Source organism: Streptomyces altiplanensis (assembly GCF_053591575.1).
Genome location: NZ_JBSFUB010000004.1, coordinates 66,111 through 86,488 on the forward strand (window position 1 = coordinate 66,111; position 20,378 = coordinate 86,488).

Here is a 20,378-nt window from a genome sequence, read left to right on the forward strand (position 1 = left end):
ACCGGCCATCGCTGGACAGGACAGGACAGTGCGGTGCGGTGCGGTGCGGGACGGTGCGGTGCGGGGCGGTGCGGCCGGACGGCTCAGCCCGCGTACGGATCGGGAACCTCTCCCGGCCGGGAGAGGAAAGCGAAGTCGCAGCCGGTGTCGGCCTGGGTGATCTGCTCGCTGTACAGCGCCCCGTAGCCGCGCTCGTACTTCGCGGGCGGCGGGCTCCACTCGGCCCTGCGCCGCTCCAGCTCCTCGTCCGTCACTTCGAGCCGCAGCGACCGGGCCGCGACGTCGAGGGTGATCGAGTCCCCGGTCCGTACGAGCGCGAGCGGCCCGCCCACGTACGACTCCGGGGCCACGTGCAGCACGCAGGTGCCGTAACTCGTGCCGCTCATCCGGGCGTCGGAGATCCGCACCATGTCCCGGACCCCCTCCTTGAGGAGGTGGTCGGGGATCGGCAGCATCCCGTACTCGGGCATCCCGGGACCGCCCTTGGGGCCGGCGTTGCGCAGCACGAGCACGGTGTCGGCGGTGATGCCGAGCGACGGGTCGTTGATGGTGCGCTGCATGGTCTTGTAGTCGTCGAAGACGACTGCGGGGCCGGTGTGGCGGAGCAGGTGCGGCTCGGCGGCAATGTGCTTGATGACCGCGCCGTCCGGACACAGGTTGCCGCGCAGTACCGCGACCCCGCCCTCCTGGGCGAGCGGCCTGGAACGCGGCCTGATCACCTCGGGGTTGTGCACCAGCGCGCCCGCCAGCTGCTCGCGCAGCGAGTCGTGCGCCACGGTCGGCCGGTCCAGGTGGAGTACGTCCGTGAGCTGCGCCAGGAAGGCCGGAAGCCCGCCCGCGAAGTGGAAGTCCTCCATCAGGTACTGGCCGCCCGGCCGCAGGTTCGCGAGCACCGGCACGGTCCGCGCGATCCGGTCGAAGTCGTCGAGCGTGAGCGGCACCTGGGAGCGCCCCGCCATCGCGATCAGATGGATCACGGCGTTCGTCGAACCGCCCAGCGCCAGCACGGTCGCGACCGCGTCCTCGTACGCGTCGCGGGTCAGGATCCGCGACAGCTTCAGGTCGCGGTGCACGAGCTCGACGATCCGGCGGCCCGAGGCCGCCGCCATCCGGTCGTGCCCGGAGTCCACGGCCGGTACGGAGGACGCGCCGGGCAGGGTGACGCCCAGCGCCTCGGCCGCGGCGGTCAGCGTCGAGGCCGTGCCCATGGTCATGCAGGTGCCGGGTGAGCGGGCGAGCCCGTTCTCCAGCTCGGCCATCTCGGTGTCGCCGATCAGCCCGGCCCGCTTGTCGTCCCAGTACTTCCACATGTCCGTACCGGAGCCGAGCACCTCGTTGCGCCAGTGGCCCGGCAGCATGGGCCCCGCGGGGACGAAGACGGCCGGCAGGTCGACGGAAGCGGCGCCCATCAGCAGCGCGGGCGTCGACTTGTCGCAGCCGCCGAGCAGCACGGCACCGTCGACGGGGTAGGAGCGCAGCAGCTCCTCCGTCTCCATCGCGAGCATGTTCCGGTAGAGCATCGGGGTCGGCTTCTGGAAGGTCTCGGAGAGCGTGGAGACCGGGAATTCGAGCGGGAAGCCCCCCGCCTGCCACACCCCGCGCTTCACCGCCTGCGCCCGGTCCCGGAGGTGGACGTGGCACGGGTTGATGTCGGACCAGGTGTTGAGGACCGCGACGACCGGCTTGCCCAGGTGCTCCTCGGGGAGGTAGCCGAGCTGGCGGGTGCGGGCGCGGTGACTGAACGAGCGGAGCCCGTCCGTCCCGTACCACTGATGGCTGCGCAGTTCCTCCGGTGCCCTGGCGCTCATACGGACCATCCCGCCACGAGCTCCGCGATCTCGGCGCGCCGGTCCTCGGGAAGGACCCGGCTGGGCGCGCGCACCTCGCGCCGGCACAGGCCGAGGGAGGCCAGGGCCTCCTTCACCACCGTGACGTTGTCGGCGGACTGCCGGGCCGCCCGCAGCTCCTCGAAGGGGCGGATCTGCTCCCAGGTCTTCATGGCGGCCGGGTAGTCGCCCGCGCGCAGCGCGTCGAGCAGGCCCAGCGACACGGACGGGGCGACATTGACCAGGCCCGAGGTGAACCCGGTGGCGCCGACCGCGAAGTAGGGAACGGCGTACAGCTCGGCGAGCCCGGCGATCCAGACGAAACGGTCCAGGCCCGCGTCCCGCGCGAAGGCGGCGAAGCGCGCCGTGTCCGGCACGGCGTACTTCACGCCGATGACGTTGGGACAGGATTCGCCCAGCGCGGCGAGGCTCTCCGCGCTCAGCTGCGGATCACGGACGTACGGCACGACCCCGAGCCCGGGGACGGCGTCGGCGATGGCGCGGTGGTAGTCGGTCCAGCCGTCGTGCGAGACGTACGGATGGACGGGCTGGTGCACCATCAGCATCTCGGCGCCCGCGTCCCGGGCGTGCTCGGCGGCGGCGACGGCGGTCGGCACGTCGTGCCCGACACCGACGAGGACCATGGCCCGGCCGCCCGCCTCCTCGATGGTCAGCTCGGTGACGGCGCGGCGCTCCTGCGGGGACAGCGCGTAGAACTCGCCCGTGTTCCCGTTCGGCGTCAGGGTCCGTACGCCCCCGTCCAGCAGCCGGCCGAGCAGGGCGCGGTGAGCGGCGGTGTCCAGGGAGCCGTCGGCGGCGAACGGGGTCACCGGGATCGCCACCACATCGGCGAGGGCGCTCCGCAGGGCGGAGAAGTCTGCGCTGGTCATATGAGGTCCCCCTCCGGGAAGGCGCGCTGGACGAAGTCGGCGATGTGGGCGTGCAGGGCGCGGGCGGCGCCCGGGGCGTCGCCGTCGAGCGCGAGCCGCAGAATCTCCATGTGCTCACGCGCCTCCTGCTCCCAGGACGGGACGGCGGCCCAGGCGACGGCCGAGACGAGGGCCGCCTGGTCGCGCACCTCGTCCAGCATCCTGGCGAGCAGCGGGTTGCCGCACGGCAGGTAGAGCGCGCGGTGGAACTCCCGGTTGGCCAGCGAGCGTTCGGCCCGGTCGGTGGCCTCGGCGGCCCTGACGAGCGCCTCGCGGGCCGCTTCCAGGGAGGCCTGCGAGGCGATGGTGCGGCGCAGCGCCTCCGGTTCGAGCAGCAGCCGTACGTCGTACACCTCACGTGCCATGGCCGCGTCGACGGTCCGCACGGTGACGCCCTTGTACTGGTTCATCACGACGAGCCCGGTGCCGGCCAGGGTCTTGAGCGCCTCGCGCACCGGGGTCTTGGACACCCCGAACTGGGCGGCCAGTTCGGTCTCGACCAGGGCTTGCCCGGGGCTGAGGCCGCCGGTGAGGATGGCGTGTTTGATCCCCTCCAGCACGTACTGCGTGCGGGAGGGGATCGGGCTCGGAGCGAAAGCCATGGGCACTCACATATCTCGTGTATCGCGTCTCATATATGACGTACGAAGTACGACGCGATGAAGCTAAGCCCGCAGCCATGTGCCGTCAATGTTTCGCGCAAAAGAACTTCCGCGCCGGGCCGGTGAGTTGCCTCAGCGGGCGTACGCGTCCAGCAGCCGGTCGTACTCCGCCTTCGTCACCGGCAGTACCGTGCCGTGCCGGGGACTGGCCGGCAGCTCGAAGTTCTCGGACACCGTCCACCTGCCCGAGTCGAGGTCGGTGGTCTCGAAGGGGATGTAGCCGCGACCGCCGAACTCGTCGATGAACAGGTACCACTTCTCCTCGGTGTTGGACTTGAAGACCGTCGGCCCCTCACCGCGCGCGATCGCGCCCTTGCCGATGCAGTCGGCGACGAAGCCGTACGACGTGGAGCGCAGGTCGCCGGACTTCTCGGCGGTGATGAACTTGGAGCACGGGGTGGTGGAGGAGTTGTTCCGCTCGTCCTTGGTGAAGCGGTAGTAGCTGCCGTCGTGGCGGATCACCGTCGAGTCGATGACGGAGTAGCCGGGGTCGTGCCACACCTCGGGCTCGCTGAAGGTGTGGAAGTCGCGCGTCGTGGCGTACAGCATCTTGTTGTACGTGGCGCCGGTGTGGTCCGGGTCGTCGGCGGCGTACACCTTGGACGCCCAGAAGACGACGTACGAACCCAGCTTCTCGTCGTAGTACGCCTCCGGCGCCCAGGTGTTGCCCGCGGTGTCGGGGGAGACCTTCACCAGGCGCTGGTCGGTCCAGTGGACGAGGTCGGTGGACTCCCACACCATGACGGACTTGCTGCCGGTGCGCTGCACCTGGTCCCAGCTGCCGCCGCTGCCGCCGTGCATCCGCAGGTCGGTGGCTATCTGGTAGAACTTGTCGCCCTCGGGGGAGCGGATGACGAACGGGTCGCGCAGCCCCTTGGTGCCGAGCGTGGACGTGAGCACCGGCTTGCCGCCGTTCAGCTCCTGCCAGTGCAGGGGGTCGTTGCCCCGGCTGAGCGCCATCCGGACCTGCTCGCCGTCGGACGTTCCCTCACCGGTGAAGTAACTGAAGGCGTAGCCGGTGTACTTCCGCTTCTTCGGCAGCGCGGGAACGGTGGCCGTGAACGTGCGGCGCGTCCGGGCCTCGCCGCGGGTGACGGTCGCGGTGAGCTCCACGGCGCGGGGGCCCTTGCCGTGCTTGGGCCGGTGCACGAGACCGGTGGCGTCGATGACGGAGGGCTCGTCGGAGGCCCAGTGGACGGCCGTGCGGTGGGAGCCCGCGGTGGGCAGGGTGAGATTTCCGCGTACGTCGTCGAGGTGGTGGACGGTGAGTTCCCGGGCGGCCAGGGCGGTGGCCGCGATGTCGTCGCCGGGTGCCGGCTCCGCGTGGGCGAGGCCGCTCCCCGGTACGGCCAGCAGGCCGGCCAGCAGGGACAGCAGGGGCAACAGGATGCGTGGGCGCAAGGGCGCGGGTCCTTTCGGGGGGTGCCGCGAGCGGCGGCGTCGGGCCCGTCGGGGGTCCCCCGGACGAAGCCCGGGGGAGGTCGGGGACACGCCCGAAGGGCGTCGGGGGTCCGGGACTTGCCCCGGTTCGGGAAGGGACGGACAGGAGGGAAGAGCCCCGCAGGGCGCGACGCCCTGACGGTGCGGGACGCTAACCCCTCGCCCGACGTACCGACAAGGGCCCCGGACGGAATCCGTTCGAAATCAAGCGCGGCGTTCGGGTGGTCGAACGGGAAACCCTTCGGTCGCGCTCCAAGGGGGCTGGTGTGCGCGCCCGCCGCCGATTACCGTCTCCGCTGCACAGGATTTCGTACATCGTTCGACATGTCGAACGCTTCCCTGAGGAGGGCTCCGTGAGCCGCGATCACATACCGGCCACCCGCCGAGGAGTGCTGAAGGGCGCCCTCGCGCTGGGCGCCGTCGCCGCCGTTCCCGCCGTCGCGACCCCCGCCCACGCCGTCGCCGCCCCCGCCAACCCCCTGGTCCGCCACCGCGCCGACCCGCACATCCACCGCCACACCGACCGCCGTTACTACTTCACCGCCACCTCGCCCGAGTACGACCGGATCATCCTGCGCCGCTCGCGCACCCTCGCCGGTCTGGCGACGGCCGAGGAGTCCGTCATCTGGCGCCGGCACACCACCGGTGACATGGCGGCGCACATCTGGGCGCCCGAGATCCACCACATCGACGGGGCCTGGTACATCTACTTCGCCGCCGCGCCCGCCGACGACGTCTGGAAGATCCGCATCTGGGTCCTGGAGAACCGGAACGCCGATCCCTTCAAGGGGACCTGGACCGAGAAGGGGCAGCTCACCACCGCCTGGGACACCTTCTCGCTCGACGCCACCACCTTCACCCACCGGGGCGGCCGCTACCTCGCCTGGGCGCAGCACGAGCCCGGAATCGACCACAACACGGGCGTCTTCCTCTCCCGGATGGCGAACCCGTGGACCCTCACGGGGCCCCAGGTGCGCCTGACCACGCCCGAGTACGACTGGGAGCGCATCGGGTTCAAGGTCAACGAGGGGCCCGCGGTGATCCGGCGCAACGGCCGCCTCTTCATGACGTACTCGGCGAGCGCGACCGACGCGAACTACTGCATGGGCCTGCTCACCGCCGACGAGGACGCCGACCTGCTCGCCCCCGGAGCCTGGGCGAAGTCGCCGGTGCCGGTCTTCACGAGCAACGACACGACCCGTCAGTACGGCCCGGGGCACAACTCCTTCACCGTCGCCGAGGACGGCCGTACCGACGTCCTCGTCTACCACGCCCGGCAGTACAAGGAGATCAGCGGCGACCCGCTGCACGACCCCAACCGGCACACCCGCGTCCAGCGTCTGCGCTGGAAGCCGGACGGCACCCCGGACTTCGGCGTCCCCGTCGCGGACGGACCGGTCAGGCTCATCGGCAAGGGGCGCCCCTGACGCGCCGGCGCCACTCTCCCGCCCGCGTCCGCGGCTCCGCCGCCGACGCGGGCGCAGTGCCGGGCCGTGCGCCCGGCAGCTGATTCACCGACCTCCTGCGCAAACCGTTGACGGGCCCGGCGGGCACTCGTACATTGCCCCGGCAAGCGCTTTCCTAAAACGATTCAATCGCCAGCCGAAGGGGTGAACCATGCGCACAACCAGGCATGTCGAGAGGCGTACCTTCCTGAAGGCGGCCGGCGCCTCACTGGCGACCGTGGGGCTGACCGCCGCGGGGTGCGGGGGCGGCAGCGGCTCCTCCGGTGGCGGTCCCGTCACCATCAGGTATGCCTGGTGGGGCGCCGACGACCGCGCCAAGAAGATCAACGAGTCGATCGCCCTCTTCGAGAAGAAGCACCCGAAGATCAAGGTCAAGACGGACTTCCAGCCCTACGTCGACTTCTGGAAGAAGTTCAACACGCAGGCGGCGGGCGGGAACCCGCCGGACGTCATCCAGAACGCGGTGACCTTCCTGCGCAAGTACGCCGCCCGCAACGTGCTCCTCGACCTGAATCCCCAGGTCCAGGCGGGCAACCTCAGCACCGACAACTTCCGCGCCGGCCTGGAGAAGTTCGCCGAGATCGACGGCAAGCTGCTCGGCCTGCCGGTCGGCTCGAACTCGATGGGCTACATCATCGACGAGAAGGTCTACGAGAAGGCCGGTGTCGCGCCCGAGTTCGGCTGGACCTGGGACGAGTGGTACGCCGGTCTGCAGAAGATCAAGAACAGGACCGGCGTCCCCGGCGACTCGGGGCCGCACTCGATCATGTACTACTACGACCTGAAGCTGCGGCAGCAGGGCAAGGCGTTCTTCACCGAGGACGGACTCGGCTTCCAGGAGAGCGACCTCGAAGCCGAGTGGACCGAAGCAATGAAACGAATCAGGTCCGGCGTCTACAGCGACGCCAAGAGGGTCGAGCAGATCAAGCCCAAGGCCGCGACCGCCGGGGGGCTTTCGGCGGGCGAGTTCACCTGGGACAACTTCACCGTCCGCTACGCCGCCGAGGGGAAGAGTTCGTACGGCATCGCGCCCATCCCGACGACCGACGGCAAGAAGACGGGCCAGTACCTCGGCTCCCTGATGCTCAGCGGCACCGCCCGCACCAAGCACCCCAAGGAAGTGGCCACCTTCATCAACTTCATGGTCCACGACCCGGAGGTGGGCCGGATCATGGGGTACGACCGCGGAGTGCTCTCCACCACCGAGCAGTTCGAGGCGTTCGAGCCCACCGACAAGGTGAGCAAGCAGATCTCGGAGTACGAGACGAAGATCGCCGGGACGGGCGTGCTCGAACCCATCACCCCGCACCCCGCCGGCGCCGATGTCATCGAGGCGGCCTTCCTGCGCCTCGCCACCGAGATGAGCCTCGACAAGGCGTCACCGGGCGAGGCGGTCGACAAGTTCTTCACGGAGGCGAAGACGGCCTTCACCGCGAACGCCTGATGGGGCGGACAGTGACGCACACCGGACACGCCCCGCCGCCGGCGGCCGCCCGCACCGAGCCCCCGCCCGGTGCCGGGCGGGGCGGCACGGAGCGCCCCGCCCAACTGCGGCGCAGCAACCGCCGCGAGAACCTGGCCGGCTACCTCTTCATGTCGCCCTGGATCGCCGGCTTCCTGCTCCTCACCGCGGGCCCCATGGCCGCCTCGCTCTACTTCGCCTTCACCGACTACAACCTCTTCGACGCGCCCCGGTGGATCGGCCTCCAGAACTTCAGCGACATGTTCGCCGACCCCCGCTGGCAGAAGTCGGTCGAGGTCACGGTCAAGTACGTCGTCATCGGTACGCCGCTGAAACTCGCCGCCGCACTCGGCGTCGCCCTGCTGCTCGCCCAGAGCCGCCGGGGCGAGGCCTTCTACCGGGCCGCGTTCTACGCCCCGTCGCTGATCGGCGCGAGCGTCTCCGTCGCCGTCGTGTGGCGGGCGCTGTTCACCGACGACGCCGTGGTCGACCGTACGCAGCAGCTCTTCGGCATGGACGCCGGCGGCTGGGTCGGCGACCCCGACATGATCCTGTACGCCCTGGTCGCGCTCACCGTCTGGCAGTTCGGCGCGCCCATGGTCATCTTCCTGGCCGGGCTGAAGCAGGTGCCGCGCGAGCTGTACGAAGCGGCCGAGATGGACGGCGCCGGTCCCTGGCGCCGGTTCTGGAACATCACCCTGCCGATGATCTCCCCGGTGCTCTTCTTCAACGTCCTGCTGGAAACCATCCACTCCTTCCAGATCTTCGGCTCCGCGTACATCCTCGGCGGCCAGGGCAACCCCTGCGGGCCCGCCGACGCCACGCTCGTCTACACCTGCTACCTCTACCAGCAGGGCTTCGAGAACAGCCGGATGGGCTTCGCCTCCGCCATGGCCTGGATGCTGCTGATAGCGGTCGGCCTGGTGACGGCGGTGCTGTTCTGGTCGCAGAAGCGCTGGGTGCACTACGAGGAGAACGCCCGGTGACCCTTACTCTCGACCCCACCTCGTCAAGCCGGCGCAGGCGCGCCGGATCACTCGGCTGGCACCTGGGCGCGCTGGCGGTACTCGCCGTCGTGCTCTACCCGGTGGTCTGGGTGCTCGGCGGATCCTTCAAGCCCGGCAACGAGATCATCGGCAGCCTCGACCTGCTGCCGACCGATCCGATCGTGGCCAACTACACGCGGCTCACCGAAGGCATCGCGGGCATCCCCATCTCCACCTTCTTCGTCAACTCCACCGTCCTGGCCGTGGGTTCGGTCGGCGGAGTGGTGATCTCCTGCTCGCTGGCCGCCTACGCCTTCACCAGGATCAGGTTCGCGGGGCGCAACCTCCTCTTCACCCTGATGATCGGCACGCTGCTGCTGCCGTACCACGTCCTGATGATCCCGCAGTACGTGCTGTTCCAGAAGCTGGAACTGATCAACACGATGGTCCCGCTGCTGCTCGGCAAGTACCTCGCCGTCGATGCCTTCTTCGTCTTCCTCATGGTGCAGTTCATGCGCGCCCTGCCCAAGGAACTGGATGAGGCGGCGCGCCTGGACGGCTGCGGACACTTCCGGATCTACTGGTCGATCGTGCTGCCCCTGTGCCGCCCCGCCCTGATCACCAGCGCGATCTTCACCTTCATCAACGCCTGGAACGACTTCATGGGCCCGCTGCTCTATCTCAACGAGCCCGAGAAGTACACCGTCTCGCTGGGGCTGAAGATGTTCGTCGACCAGGACGCGGTCGCCGACTACGGCGGCATGATCGCCATGTCGCTGGTGGCGCTGCTGCCCGTGCTGGCGTTCTTCCTCGCCTTCCAGCGCTACCTCATCGACGGCATGGCCACCTCCGGCCTGAAGGGCTGAGCGGCCATGGCCCGCTTCCAGGAGCGTTTCGGGGTCTTCGCCGAGTGCCTGCTCACCGGCGTGTGGATCGCACTCGCCTCGCTCCCGCTGGTGACGTGGCCCGCGGCGCTCGCCGCCGGGGCGCGGCACCTGCGCCGCCATCTGGCCGGCGAGGAGAGCGCCGGGTGGCGGGAGTTCGCCGCCGACTTCCGTCTCGCGGCCCGACGGGGCTGGGCCGTGGGCCTGGCCGGCTGGGCGGTGGCCTGGCTGCTGTGGCTGGACCTCGCGGCGGTACGGGCGGGCCTGCCCGGCGGCCCCCTCGTCGGCACGGTCGGCATCCTCGCCTTCATCGGCTGCGCGGTGGCGGGGCTGCGGGCGGCCGCCGACTGGCAGCCGTCGGCCTCCTGGCGCGTCCTGCTGGGGGCGGCGGGCCGGCGTACGGTCCTCGACCCCGCCGGATCGCTCCTGATCGTCGGCGGATTCGCGGTGACCGCCGCCTCCGCCTGGTTCGTGGCGCCGCTGGCAGTGCCGGTGATCGGCGCCGTCACGGCGGCGGCCGTCGCCGTGGAGCAGCGGTACGCGACCCGCTGAGGCCGCCGCATCCCTCACCCCCACCACGCCTCACACCACGCTTCCCCCCCAACGGAAGGGCACAACGATGTCTCCGATCCCCCGCAGGTCCCTCCTCAAGGCGGCGGCGGTCGCCGGCGCCGCCGCCCAGTTCAGCTGGGCGCTGGGTACCGCCGACGCCCAGGCCGCGCCCCGGGCCGACGCCGCCGACACGGACCCGGTGACCCTGAAGTGGCTGGAGGACACCGGTCTGGGAGCCGCCCCCGGCGCCACCCTCGGAGTGCCGTGGCCCAAGGGCGCGTACGACAAGGACCAGACGTTCACGCTCACCACCGCCGAGGGCGAGGACGTCCCCGTCCAGTCCTGGCCGCTCGCCCACTGGCCCGACGGCTCGCTGAAGTGGACCGCGCACGCCGTCGGCCCCGAGGCGACCGCCGCCGCGTTCACGCTCAGCGCCGGGACGCCGGCCGCGCCCGCCCGCAAGGTCACGGTCTCCGCCGGCGGCGGCACGATCGACGTGTCCACGGGCGTCATCACCGCGAAGATCGGCAAGAGCGGTTCGACCCTGGTGAAGTCCGTCCGCCGTGGCGCCACCGAGATCGCCAAGGACGGACGGCTCGTCCTCCTCAGACAGGGCGAGATCGAGGACGGCGACCAGGGGAGCACGAAGTACGAACGCTTCGAGAGCGCCATCTCCGGGGCTGAGGTGGAACAGGACGGACCCGTCCGCGCCGTCGTCCGTATCGACGGCAGGCACCGCCGCGGGAACCGCAGCTGGCTGCCGTTCTCCGTACGGCTCTACTTCTACGCGGGCGCCGAGTCGTTCCGCATGGTGCACACCATCACGTACGACGGCACCCAGGAGCCCGGCAAGGCGAGCGGTGACTTCATCCGCGGCCTCGGCGTCCGCTTCACCGTGCCGATGCGTGACGAGGCGTACGACCGCCACATCCGGATCGGCGGCGACGGCACGGGCCTGCTGCGCGAAGCCGTCAAGGGCATCACGGGCCTGCGCCGCGACCCGGGGGCCGCCGTCCAGGCCGCGCAGTTCGAGGGGAAGAAGCTGCCCGACCCGGCCACCTGGGACCAGCGCGTCACCAGCCGCCTCCACCTCATCCCCACCTGGGGCGACTACACCCTCAGCCAGCTCTCCGCCGACGGCTTCACCCTGCGCAAGCGCACCAAGGAAGGTCACGGCTGGATCCCGGCCGGCGGCGGACGCCGCGCTTCCGGCTTCGGTTACGTCGGCGGGGCGAGCGGCGGACTCTCCTTCGGGCTGCGCGACTTCTGGGAGAAGCACCCCGCCGGACTCGACATCCGCGGCGCGCACACCGACGAGGCCGAGGTCACGCTCTGGCTCTGGTCGCCCGAGGCCCCGCCCATGGACCTGCGCTTCTACCACGACGGCCTCGGCCAGGACACCTACGCCGAACAGCTCGAAGGTCTCAACATCACCTACGAGGACTACGAGCCCGGCTTCGGCACCCCGTACGGCATCGCCCGCACCAGCGAACTCCTCTTCTGGGCCCACGGTTCCACACCGGACGCCGCCGCGCTGGCGCAGGAGGTGACGGCCGTCCGCACCCCGCCCCAGCTCGCCGCCCCGCCGAGGCAGCTGATCAAGGCCAAGGTCTTCGGCGGCCTGTTCTCCGAGCCCGACCGGTCCGTGCCCGCCAAGGCGAAGATCGAGGACCACCTGGACTTCCTCTTCACCTACTACAAGGACCAGGTCGAGATGCGGCGCTGGTACGGCTTCTGGGACTACGGCGACGTCATGCACAGCTACGACCCGGCCCGCCACCAGTGGCGCTACGACGTCGGCGGCTACGCCTGGGACAACTCCGAGCTCTCGCCCGACCTCTGGCTCTGGTACGCCTACCTGCGCTCCGGCCGCGCCGACATCTTCCGCTTCGCCGAGGCCATGACCCGTCACACCGGTGAGGTCGACGTCTACCACCTCGGCACCTGGGCGGGCCTCGGCACCCGGCACGGCATCCAGCACTACGCGGACAGCGCCAAGCAGCAGCGCATCGCCAACACCACCTACCGCCGCTTCTACTACTTCCTCACCGCCGACGAACGCACCGGCGACCTCATGCACGCCAACGTCGACTCCGACGAGACCTTCCTCGCCCTCGACCCGATCCGCAAGATCCGCACCGAGCCGTACACCCCCGACCGGCACGCCCTGTCCGTCGGCTTCGGCACCGACTGGAGCGGACTGGTCTCGGCCTGGCTCACCGAGTGGGAACGCGGCGGCCCCAAGGCGGCGAAGGCCAAGGCCCGGGTGCTGTCCACCATGGAGACGATCGCCGCCCAGCCCAACGGCTTCGTCCAGGGCAGCGGCCTGTACGACCTCGACACCGGCCGGTTCGCCGTCGCGAAGGAGCCCAAGGTCGAGGTCTCGCACCTGTCGGCGGTCTTCGGGCTGAACGAACTGTGCGCCGAGCTGATCCACCTCGTCGACATGCCGGAGTTCAAGGAGGCGTACCTCGACTACTGCCGCTACTTCAACGCCACCAAGGCCGAACAGGCCGCGCGCTACGGCAAGAACTTCGGCTCGCTGATCCTCTTCCAGGGACACTCGCGGCTCGACGCGTACGCGGCGGTGCAGAGCGGCGACGAGAAGCTGGCCAAGCGTGCCTGGGAGAAGTTCTACAACAGCGACGGCTACAAGGAGTCGTCGCCGTGGACCACGGAGAAGGTGAGCGGGCCGGTCACGCTCGTGCCGGGCAGCGAGGCGAACTGGGTCTACACCAACGACACCGCGCTGTACGGCCTCGCCGCCATCGAGAACCTGGCGCTGATCGGCGACCGGATGCCGTAGGCCGTACGACCGGACGCCGCAGGCCGCGCCGGGCGCCCCGCCGTCGTCCGGCACCGGCGCGGCAAGGGCACCGCCCGGGACGTCTCCGCCCGCCTCGGCGCCCGGGGGCCGAGGCGGGCCCGGCCCTGGCCGCCGCGGTGCGGGGCGTACGGCTCAACATCCGACGCGGCGTCAGTATCTGTGGGGCCGGCGGGCTCTGCGGACCGAACCATTCACAACGACTCGGGGGCGGGCGGGCGTGGCGCGGCGGAGGCCGGGTCCGACGCCCGCCGGCCGAAGGAAGAAGGCAGGGTCTTGGCCATGGCACAGCTGCCGGGCATCAAGGACGTGGCCCGCGCCGCCGGGGTCTCGGTCGGCACGGTGTCGAACGTCCTCAACCGGCCCGACACCGTCGCCGGGCCGACCAGGATCCGGGTGCTGTCCGCGATCAGCCGACTGGGCTATGTGCGCAGCGATTCCGCGCGCCAGCTCCGGGCGGGCCGCAGCCGCATGATCGCCCTGCTCGTCCTCGACATGGGCAACCCGTTCTTCGTGGAGGTCGCGCGCGGCGCCGAACGCGCGGCGCGCGCGGCAGGGCTCGGCGTCATGCTCTGCAACAGCGGCCAGAGCCCCGCCGAGGAGGCCGACTACCTGGGCCTCTTCGCCGAACAGCGGGTACGCGGCGTGCTGCTCACACCCGCCGATGCCACCGGCCGCACCATCGAGGACTTCCGCCGCCACGGCATCCCCTTCGTCCTCGTCGACCGTGTCGCCGGGGGGCGGGACGGGTGCTCCGTCTCCGTCGACGACGTCACCGGCGGGGCACTCGCCGTACGCCACCTGGTCGACGCGGGCCACCGCGACATCGCGTTCGTCGGCGGCCCCGCCCGGCTCCAGCAGGTCAAGGACCGCCGCGACGGCGCCCGCACGGCACTCGCCGAGGCGGGCCTGGAGCCCGGCGCGCTCAAGGAGATCCCCACCGGCCGCCTCGACGTGGCGGCGGGCCGCGACGCGGGCGCCCGGCTGCTCGGCCTGCCCGACGCGCACCGGCCCACCGCCGTGTTCTGCGCCAACGACCTGCTCGCGCTCGGCGTGCTCCAGGCGATGTACGCGGCGGGTGTCGGCGTGCCGGACCGGCTGGCGATCGTCGGGTACGACGACATCGAATTCGCCGCCGCTGCCGCCGTCCCCCTCACCTCGGTGCGCCGGCCCGCTTCGACCATGGGCGCCATGGCCACCGGTCTCCTCCTGGAGGAGACCGGGACCGCCACCGCGCTGGACCCCGACCCCGACCCCGATCACGAGCACGAGCACGAGCACCAGCGCGTGGTGCTCCAGCCCGAACTGGTCGTACGCCGCTCCACGCTGCCACCCCGCGCAGGCTGACCCGTCGGCCAAGCTCCCTACCACCGGCCACCCTGGCGGCCGGCACCTGCGCGTCGCCGTCCGCGTCACCGGCCGGGCCGCCGTCGGCCGGGCCGTCCATCACGGCTGAATGAGTAATGTCCGCAGGCCCCAAAACCTGCTTATGCTTCACGGGTGTTCGACACGCGGCACATCAGGACCTTCCACGAAGTGGTCAGGACCGGCTCGTACTCCGCCGCCGCCCGTGCCCTGGGGTACACGCAGCCCGCGATCACCCAGCAGATGAAGGCGCTCGAACGCGACGCCGGTACGCCCCTGTTCACCCGGGCCGGCCGTGGCCTGCGGCTCACCGAAGCGGGGGAGACGCTGTCGCGGCACGCGGCCGTCATCCTCGACGACATGTCCGCCGCCCGGCAGCAGATGGACTCCCTCGCCCGGCTGCGCGCGGGACGGGTACGCGTCTGCGCCTTCCCCAGCGCCAACGCCACCCTCGTCCCCGAGGCCATGGCCCTGCTGGCCGCCGGCCACCCCGGGGTGGGAGTGGAACTCCTGGAGGACGAGCCGCCCCGGTCACTGCGGCGCCTCGTGCGCGGTGAATGCGACATCGCGCTCGCCTTCACCTATCCGGGGCCGCACGAGGACGTGCCGGAGGAGGTCGGCGAAGTACCGCTGATGGAGGACCAGTTGCTGGTCCTGCTGCCGGCCGGGCATCCGCTCGCGCGGCGGCGCGCGGTGCGGCTCGCCGACCTCGCGGACGAACGCTGGATCACCGGCTGTCCCCGCTGCCGGGTCCACTTCCTGCACGAGTGCGCCGAACAGGGTTTCGCCCCCGACATCGCCTTCACCACCGACGACAACCTCGTGGTGCAGAGCCTCGTCGCGGAGGGACTCGGAGTGGCCATGATGCCGGGCCTGGTCCTCAACTTCCTCCGCCACCCGAAAGTGGCGGGGCGGGCGTTGCAGCCGGCGTCCCGGCGCCGGATTTCGGCGTATGTCCTGCGCGAGCGGCTGCGGATCCCGGCCACGGCGCTGGTGCTCGGGGAGCTCAGGACGGTCGCGGCGAACAAGATCGGCTGCTGACGGCGCCCCGCCCGTAAACCCATAAGCGGAGCTTGGCCGTTGCCGCACGAATCCTCCTTGGACGCCGCGGGCCGGGCGGCGCGAGGCTGCCCGTATGACCACCGAGACCACAGCCATGACCGGACGCACGACCACGCGTCTCGCCGTACTGATCTCCGAAGTCCGCGAGGCCGTAGCCCTCGGCCTGCCGCCCGACCCGACGGCGTACCTCGTCGGCGAGCGGATCGCGCCGCACCTCGGCGCCCACGACCTGCTCACCGCCGGGCAGCGGGCGGGCGATCCCGAGCGCTACCGCCAGCACCTGCTGCACGCCGAGCGCGACGGGAGTTTCTCGCTCGTCGCGCTCGTCTGGCTGCCGGGCCAGCGCACCCCCGTGCACGACCATGTGGCGTGGTGCACGACCGGCGTCCACGCGGGCGCCGAACACGAACGGCGCTACCGGCTGGTCCCGTCCTGCGACGGCACGGCGGCGCGGCTGGTCGCGACGGAGGACGTCGTCAACCCACGGGGAACGGTGTGCGGGTTCGCGCCGCCCGGAGACATCCACCAGGTCTGGAACACGGGCACGGACGTGGCGATCTCCCTGCATGTGTACGGCGCGGACCTGTCGCGCCTCGGCACGAGCGTCCGGCGGGTGTACGCGATGAGCCCCGGACTCTGAGTACGCCGCTGCCCGCAGACCCATTGACACGCGCGGAGGGCGGGCGGAAACTGCGGGGCGAACTGATCACGAACTTAAGTTCACTGGGCGAACGCACGCCCTTTCCGCCCCGCTCCGCCCTTTCCGCCCCGCTCCGCCCTGATCCGGCCCGCCCCCGATCCGCCCGCCCCGATCCGACCCGAAGGTTCCCCATGCCCCAGAGATCCCTGCGCCCCGTGGCGCTCGTACTCGGCCTGTGCTGGCTGGCCGTCTTCTTCGACGGCATGGACGTCAACATCTACGGCGCGGTCATGCCGCACATGCTCGACGACCAGGGCCTGGGACTGACCCCGGCCAGTGCGGGCACCATCGGCAGCTGGACCACCTTCGGCATGCTCCTGGGCGCGCTGGCCGCCGGAAACCTCACCGACTGGCTGGGCCGGCGGCCCGTCGTGATCTGGTCCGTGATCCTCTTCTCGCTCGGCTCGGCGCTCTGCGCGCTGGCCGAAGGGCCCGCGTTCTTCGGCGCCGGACGCTTCGTCGCGGGCCTGGGCCTCGGCGGACTGATGCCCACCTGCCTGGCCATGGTCATGGAGTTCGCCCCGCGCGGCCGGGTCGCCCTCGCGACCGGGCTGCTGATGACCTCGTACCACGCGGGCGGCATGGTGGCCACCGGCCTCGGCCTGTCCCTCGCCCCGGCGTTCGGCTGGCGCTGGGTGTTCTGGGCCGGTGTCGCTCCCGCGATCGTCGCCGTACCGCTCCTCGTGCGCCACCTGCCGGAGTCGCCCGGCGTGCTGCTCGCCCGCGGCCGCCGCGCCGAGGCCGACGCGATCGCCGACCGGTACGGACTGGAGCGCCCCGAGCCCGCCGAGGCGCCGGCCGCCGGGGCCAAGGGCCGCTGGGACTCGGTGCTCGCGCTGTTCGCCCCCGGCTGCCGCTGGGCGACCCCGCTGCTGTGGGCCGCGTCCTTCTGCGGTCTGCTCCTCGTGTACGGAGTCAGCACCTGGCTCCCGCAGTTGATGCGCGCCTCGGGGTACGGCCTCACCTCCTCCATCAGCTTCCTGATGGTCGTCAACGCGGGCGGCATCGTCGGCATGCTGGTCGCCGGACGCACCGCCGACCGCTTCGGCGCGGTGCGCGTCTCCGCCCTGTGGTTCGTCCTGACCGCCGCCGGAGCGCTGCTGATGGGTCAGGAGCTGGGACTGGCCCTGATGTACGGCGTCGTGTTCCTCACCGGTGTCTGGCTGTTCAGCGCCCAGGTGATGGTCTACGCCGCCACCAACACGGTGTACGCACCCGGCCAGCGCGCCACCGGCCTCGGCTGGGTCACCGGCGTCGGCCGGCTCGGGGCGGTCGTCGGCCCCTCGCTGGGCGGGGCCCTGGTGGCCAACGGCATGCAGGACTGGGGATTCACCGCCTTCGCGGTGGCCGGGCTCTGCGGAGCCGTGGCCATCTCGCTGGTGCCGCTGGCGGCCCGCCGGAGCAAGCGGAGCGGAGCCGGCGCCGCGGCCGCGGCGGCGGCCGCCTGACCGGCGGGACGCCGGCCGGTGACCGGGCCCGCGGGTAACGGTCGTTCACTCGTCCTGGATCAAAGTGCGCCGATCGATTCCGCACCGAGGTGCTGCCGGGCTACGCTCGGGTTCCGCCATCTTTTGGGGAGGGATGATGGTGCCCGTCCCGGAGCACCCGGTCACCGTCCCGCTGCTGGAACGGGAGACGGAACTCGCCGCCGCCACGCGCGCCGTCGAAGCGCTCTGCGCGGACACGCCGGCCGGTGGAGTCCTCGTCTGCAGCGGCGAGGCCGGCCTGGGCAAGACAGCGCTGCTGTCCGAGATCCGGCGGCTCGCCGCCGGACGGTGCACGGTGTGGTCCGCGCGCGGCGGCGAGGCCGTCATCTCCGTCCCCTTCCACGTCGTACGGCAACTCCTGCAGCCCGCCCTCGCCCTGTCCGGCGTCGTGGACGCCAGGGAGCTGCTCGGTGACGGGTACGAGATCATCGGGCCCGCGCTCGGCGTGGCGCCGCCCGACGGGCGGGCGGATCCCCAGGGCGTCCGTGACGGCCTGGACGCCCTCGTCCTGCGGCTGGCGGCCACGCACCGGCCGCTGGTCATGGTGGTCGACGACGCGCACTGGTCCGATCTGGAAACGCTCGGCTGGCTGGCGTCCTTCGTCCAGCGCGAGGACCTCCCGGTGCTCGTCGTCATCGCGTACCGCCCCGAGGAACCCACCGGCGACACGGCGGAGTGCATCCGGGCGGTGGAGGCCGTCGCCCGCCAGTGCGTCTGTCTGCGGGCGCTCACCCCCGAAGCCGTGGCCGGCCTCGCACGGGCCGCGCTCGGGCAGCACGCGGACGACCCGTTCTGCCGTGAGGTGTGGGCGGTCACCGGCGGCAACCTCTACGAGACCGTGGAGCTCGTCGCCAAGGTGCGCGACGAGAACCTGGACCCCGTGGAGGGCTCCGCCGGCGCCCTGCGCGCCCTCGGCGCGTCCGCGCGCGGCACCGGCCTGATCGCCAGGCTCGAAGAACTGGGCACCGCCGCCACCAGGTTCGCCTGGGCGGCCGCCATCCTCGGCACCGAGATCTCACTGGACCTCGCCGCGTCGCTCGCGAGCCTGGACCGCGACCAGGCCGCCGACTGCGCACAGCGGCTGCGCGCGGCCCGCATCCTGGCGGGCAGCGACCCGATGGAGTTCGTCCACCCGCTCATCGCGGGCGCCGTCTACCGCGCCATGCCGCCGGCCACCCGCACCGCCATGCACGGCCGGGCCGCCTGGACACTCACCCGGGCCGGCCTGGGCGCCGCTGCCGCCGCCAGGCACCTCCTCGAAGTCCACCCGGACGACGACCCGGAGCTGGTCGCCCAACTGCGCGAGGCCGCCGCCGAGCACCTCGCCGTCGGCGCCCCGGACGCCGCCAGGCGCTGCCTGGAGCGCGCCCTCCTGGAGCCGCCGCTGCCCGAAGAGCACGCGAAAGTCCTGTACGAACTGGGCTGTGCCACCCTGCTGACCTCACCCGCCACCACCGTCGGCCACCTGACGGCCGCTCTCGGCATGCGCGGTCTCGACGCCGGCCGGCGCGTGGACGCGGTCTTCCGGCTGTCCCAGGCCCTCACCCACAACAACCAGACGCGGGAGGCGGCGCAGGTCGTGGCCGCCGAGGCCGCCAGGACCGCCCCGGGCCCCGCCCGGATGCGCCTCCAGGCCGTGCACTTCCTGTGGGAGGGCGTGCAGGCGGCCGAGGACGACGGCCCCGGACGCTCCCGGCGCCTCGCCGAGATGACCGACGGCCTCCAGGGGCGCGACAACTCCGAACGCGCGCTGCTCATACTGAGGGCCTTCGACGCGGCCGCGCGCGGGGAGAACGCGGAGGAGATCGTCCAGATCTGCGACCGCGCCCTGCTGGACGGCCGGCTCGCGCCGGGCCTCGGCTGGACCAACACCGAATGGGGCTTCGAGCCCCCGGCCCTGCTCGGCCTCGCGTACGCCTTCGCCGACCGCCTCGACCGGGCGGAGAGCCTCTTCGACCAGGCACTGCGCGACTTCGAGATCTCCGGCTGGAGCGGCGGCCACCTGGCCTTCGCGCACGCCCTCGTCGGCTACCTCCAGCGCAGGCGCGGCAGGCTCGCCGAGGCCGAGGCGTACCTGCGTGAGAGCCTGCGCCTGGCCGAGCGCGTCGGCAACGGCCTGCCGATGCACTGGGACGCCGCCTGCATGCTCATCGACACGCTGCTCGCGCGGGGCAGGACCGAAGAGGCCCAGGAAGCGGCCGACCGCCACGGGTTCGCCCCGCCGTACCCGTCGTCGATCGTCGTCCCCGACGCGCGGTGCGTACGCGGAAGACTGCTGCTGGCCCAGGGCCGCACCAAGGAAGCCGTCGTCGAACTCGAAGCCGCCGGGCAGGCGTTGGCGGCGCGTGGCCGGCACAACGGTGTCATGGCCCCCTGGGCGGGCGACCTCGCCCGCGCGGTGGCCGCCGACGACCCCGGCCGCGCGGCCGCCCTCGCCGCCTACGTGCGCGACCGCGCGGAGCGCTTCGGCACGGACACCGCCATCGGGGAGTCACTGCGCTGCGCCGCGGCCCTGGAGGAGGGGGAGCGGGCCGTGGAACTGCTGGCCAAGGCGGTCGCGTTCCTCGAGAACTCCCCCTGCGCGTACGAGCACGCCCTGGCCCGCGTCGAGTACGGCATCGCAGCGCGCTCCGAGGACGAGCTGGCCCGGGGCCTGGCCCTCGCGGAGAAGTGCAGCGCCGACGGACTGGTGACGCGGGCCGGGGAGGCACTGAGTTCGCTCTGAAGCCTGTT

The 20,378-nt window shown here is 71.8% G+C and carries 14 protein-coding genes and 1 pseudogene; 11 read left to right on the forward strand and 4 right to left on the reverse strand.

Going from position 1 to position 20,378, the window contains the following annotated elements; translation table 11 throughout:
* Positions 1-83 precede the first annotated feature (83 nt).
* The 4 genes and pseudogenes from araD to ACWD0Y_RS02820 all read right to left on the reverse strand — a co-directional run.
* The gene (gene araD, locus ACWD0Y_RS02805; protein ID WP_450258690.1) at positions 84-1,808 is read right to left on the reverse strand and encodes an L-arabinonate dehydratase; all 1,725 of its coding nucleotides are present in this window, start codon (positions 1,806-1,808) and stop codon (positions 84-86) included.
* On the reverse strand, positions 1,805-2,716 hold the full coding sequence (locus ACWD0Y_RS02810; RefSeq protein WP_450258691.1) for a dihydrodipicolinate synthase family protein: 912 nt from the start codon (positions 2,714-2,716) through the stop codon (positions 1,805-1,807). The genes araD and ACWD0Y_RS02810 overlap by 4 nt, the downstream gene beginning before the upstream one ends.
* Positions 2,713-3,357 (reverse strand): GntR family transcriptional regulator, encoded by a 645-nt coding sequence (locus ACWD0Y_RS02815; protein ID WP_450258692.1) that lies wholly within the window; start codon positions 3,355-3,357, stop codon positions 2,713-2,715. Before ACWD0Y_RS02815 ends, ACWD0Y_RS02810 begins: the two co-directional genes overlap by 4 nt.
* A gap of 141 nt (positions 3,358-3,498) precedes the next feature.
* A pseudogene (locus ACWD0Y_RS02820) lies at positions 3,499-4,722 on the reverse strand (immunoglobulin-like domain-containing protein); the annotation flags it as partial.
* A 488-nt stretch (positions 4,723-5,210) separates the two neighbouring features.
* On the opposite strand from ACWD0Y_RS02820, the gene ACWD0Y_RS02825 reads away from it, so the two are divergent.
* The 11 genes from ACWD0Y_RS02825 (at position 5,211) to ACWD0Y_RS02875 (ending at position 20,370) form a co-directional block, all read left to right on the forward strand.
* Positions 5,211-6,284, forward strand: a complete 1,074-nt coding sequence (locus tag ACWD0Y_RS02825) for a glycoside hydrolase family 43 protein (RefSeq protein ID WP_450258693.1) — start codon at positions 5,211-5,213, stop codon at positions 6,282-6,284.
* Between the two features lie 190 nt (positions 6,285-6,474).
* Positions 6,475-7,767, forward strand: coding sequence for an ABC transporter substrate-binding protein (locus ACWD0Y_RS02830; RefSeq protein WP_450258694.1), 1,293 nt, complete (start codon positions 6,475-6,477; stop codon positions 7,765-7,767).
* On the forward strand, positions 7,767-8,771 hold the full coding sequence (locus tag ACWD0Y_RS02835) for a carbohydrate ABC transporter permease (RefSeq protein WP_450258695.1): 1,005 nt from the start codon (positions 7,767-7,769) through the stop codon (positions 8,769-8,771). Before ACWD0Y_RS02830 ends, ACWD0Y_RS02835 begins: the two co-directional genes overlap by 1 nt.
* Positions 8,768-9,637 (forward strand): carbohydrate ABC transporter permease, encoded by an 870-nt coding sequence (locus ACWD0Y_RS02840; RefSeq protein ID WP_450258696.1) that lies wholly within the window; start codon positions 8,768-8,770, stop codon positions 9,635-9,637. Before ACWD0Y_RS02835 ends, ACWD0Y_RS02840 begins: the two co-directional genes overlap by 4 nt.
* Positions 9,638-9,643: 6 nt before the next feature.
* Positions 9,644-10,207 (forward strand): hypothetical protein, encoded by a 564-nt coding sequence (locus ACWD0Y_RS02845; protein ID WP_450258697.1) that lies wholly within the window; start codon positions 9,644-9,646, stop codon positions 10,205-10,207.
* A 67-nt stretch (positions 10,208-10,274) separates the two neighbouring features.
* Complete coding sequence (locus tag ACWD0Y_RS02850) at positions 10,275-13,013, forward strand: exo-rhamnogalacturonan lyase family protein (RefSeq protein WP_450258698.1); 2,739 nt, start codon at positions 10,275-10,277, stop codon at positions 13,011-13,013.
* A gap of 300 nt (positions 13,014-13,313) precedes the next feature.
* Entirely contained in the window at positions 13,314-14,378 is a 1,065-nt protein-coding gene (locus tag ACWD0Y_RS02855) for a LacI family DNA-binding transcriptional regulator (protein ID WP_450258699.1), read from the forward strand.
* A gap of 153 nt (positions 14,379-14,531) precedes the next feature.
* Positions 14,532-15,437, forward strand: coding sequence for a LysR family transcriptional regulator (locus ACWD0Y_RS02860; RefSeq protein ID WP_450258700.1), 906 nt, complete (start codon positions 14,532-14,534; stop codon positions 15,435-15,437).
* A 94-nt stretch (positions 15,438-15,531) separates the two neighbouring features.
* Positions 15,532-16,098 (forward strand): cysteine dioxygenase, encoded by a 567-nt coding sequence (locus ACWD0Y_RS02865; RefSeq protein ID WP_450258701.1) that lies wholly within the window; start codon positions 15,532-15,534, stop codon positions 16,096-16,098.
* Positions 16,099-16,289: 191 nt separating this feature from the next.
* Positions 16,290-17,606 (forward strand): MFS transporter, encoded by a 1,317-nt coding sequence (locus ACWD0Y_RS02870; protein WP_450258702.1) that lies wholly within the window; start codon positions 16,290-16,292, stop codon positions 17,604-17,606.
* 133 nt (positions 17,607-17,739) lie between these two features.
* Positions 17,740-20,370, forward strand: a complete 2,631-nt coding sequence (locus ACWD0Y_RS02875) for an ATP-binding protein (RefSeq protein WP_450258703.1) — start codon at positions 17,740-17,742, stop codon at positions 20,368-20,370.
* Positions 20,371-20,378 lie beyond the last annotated feature (8 nt).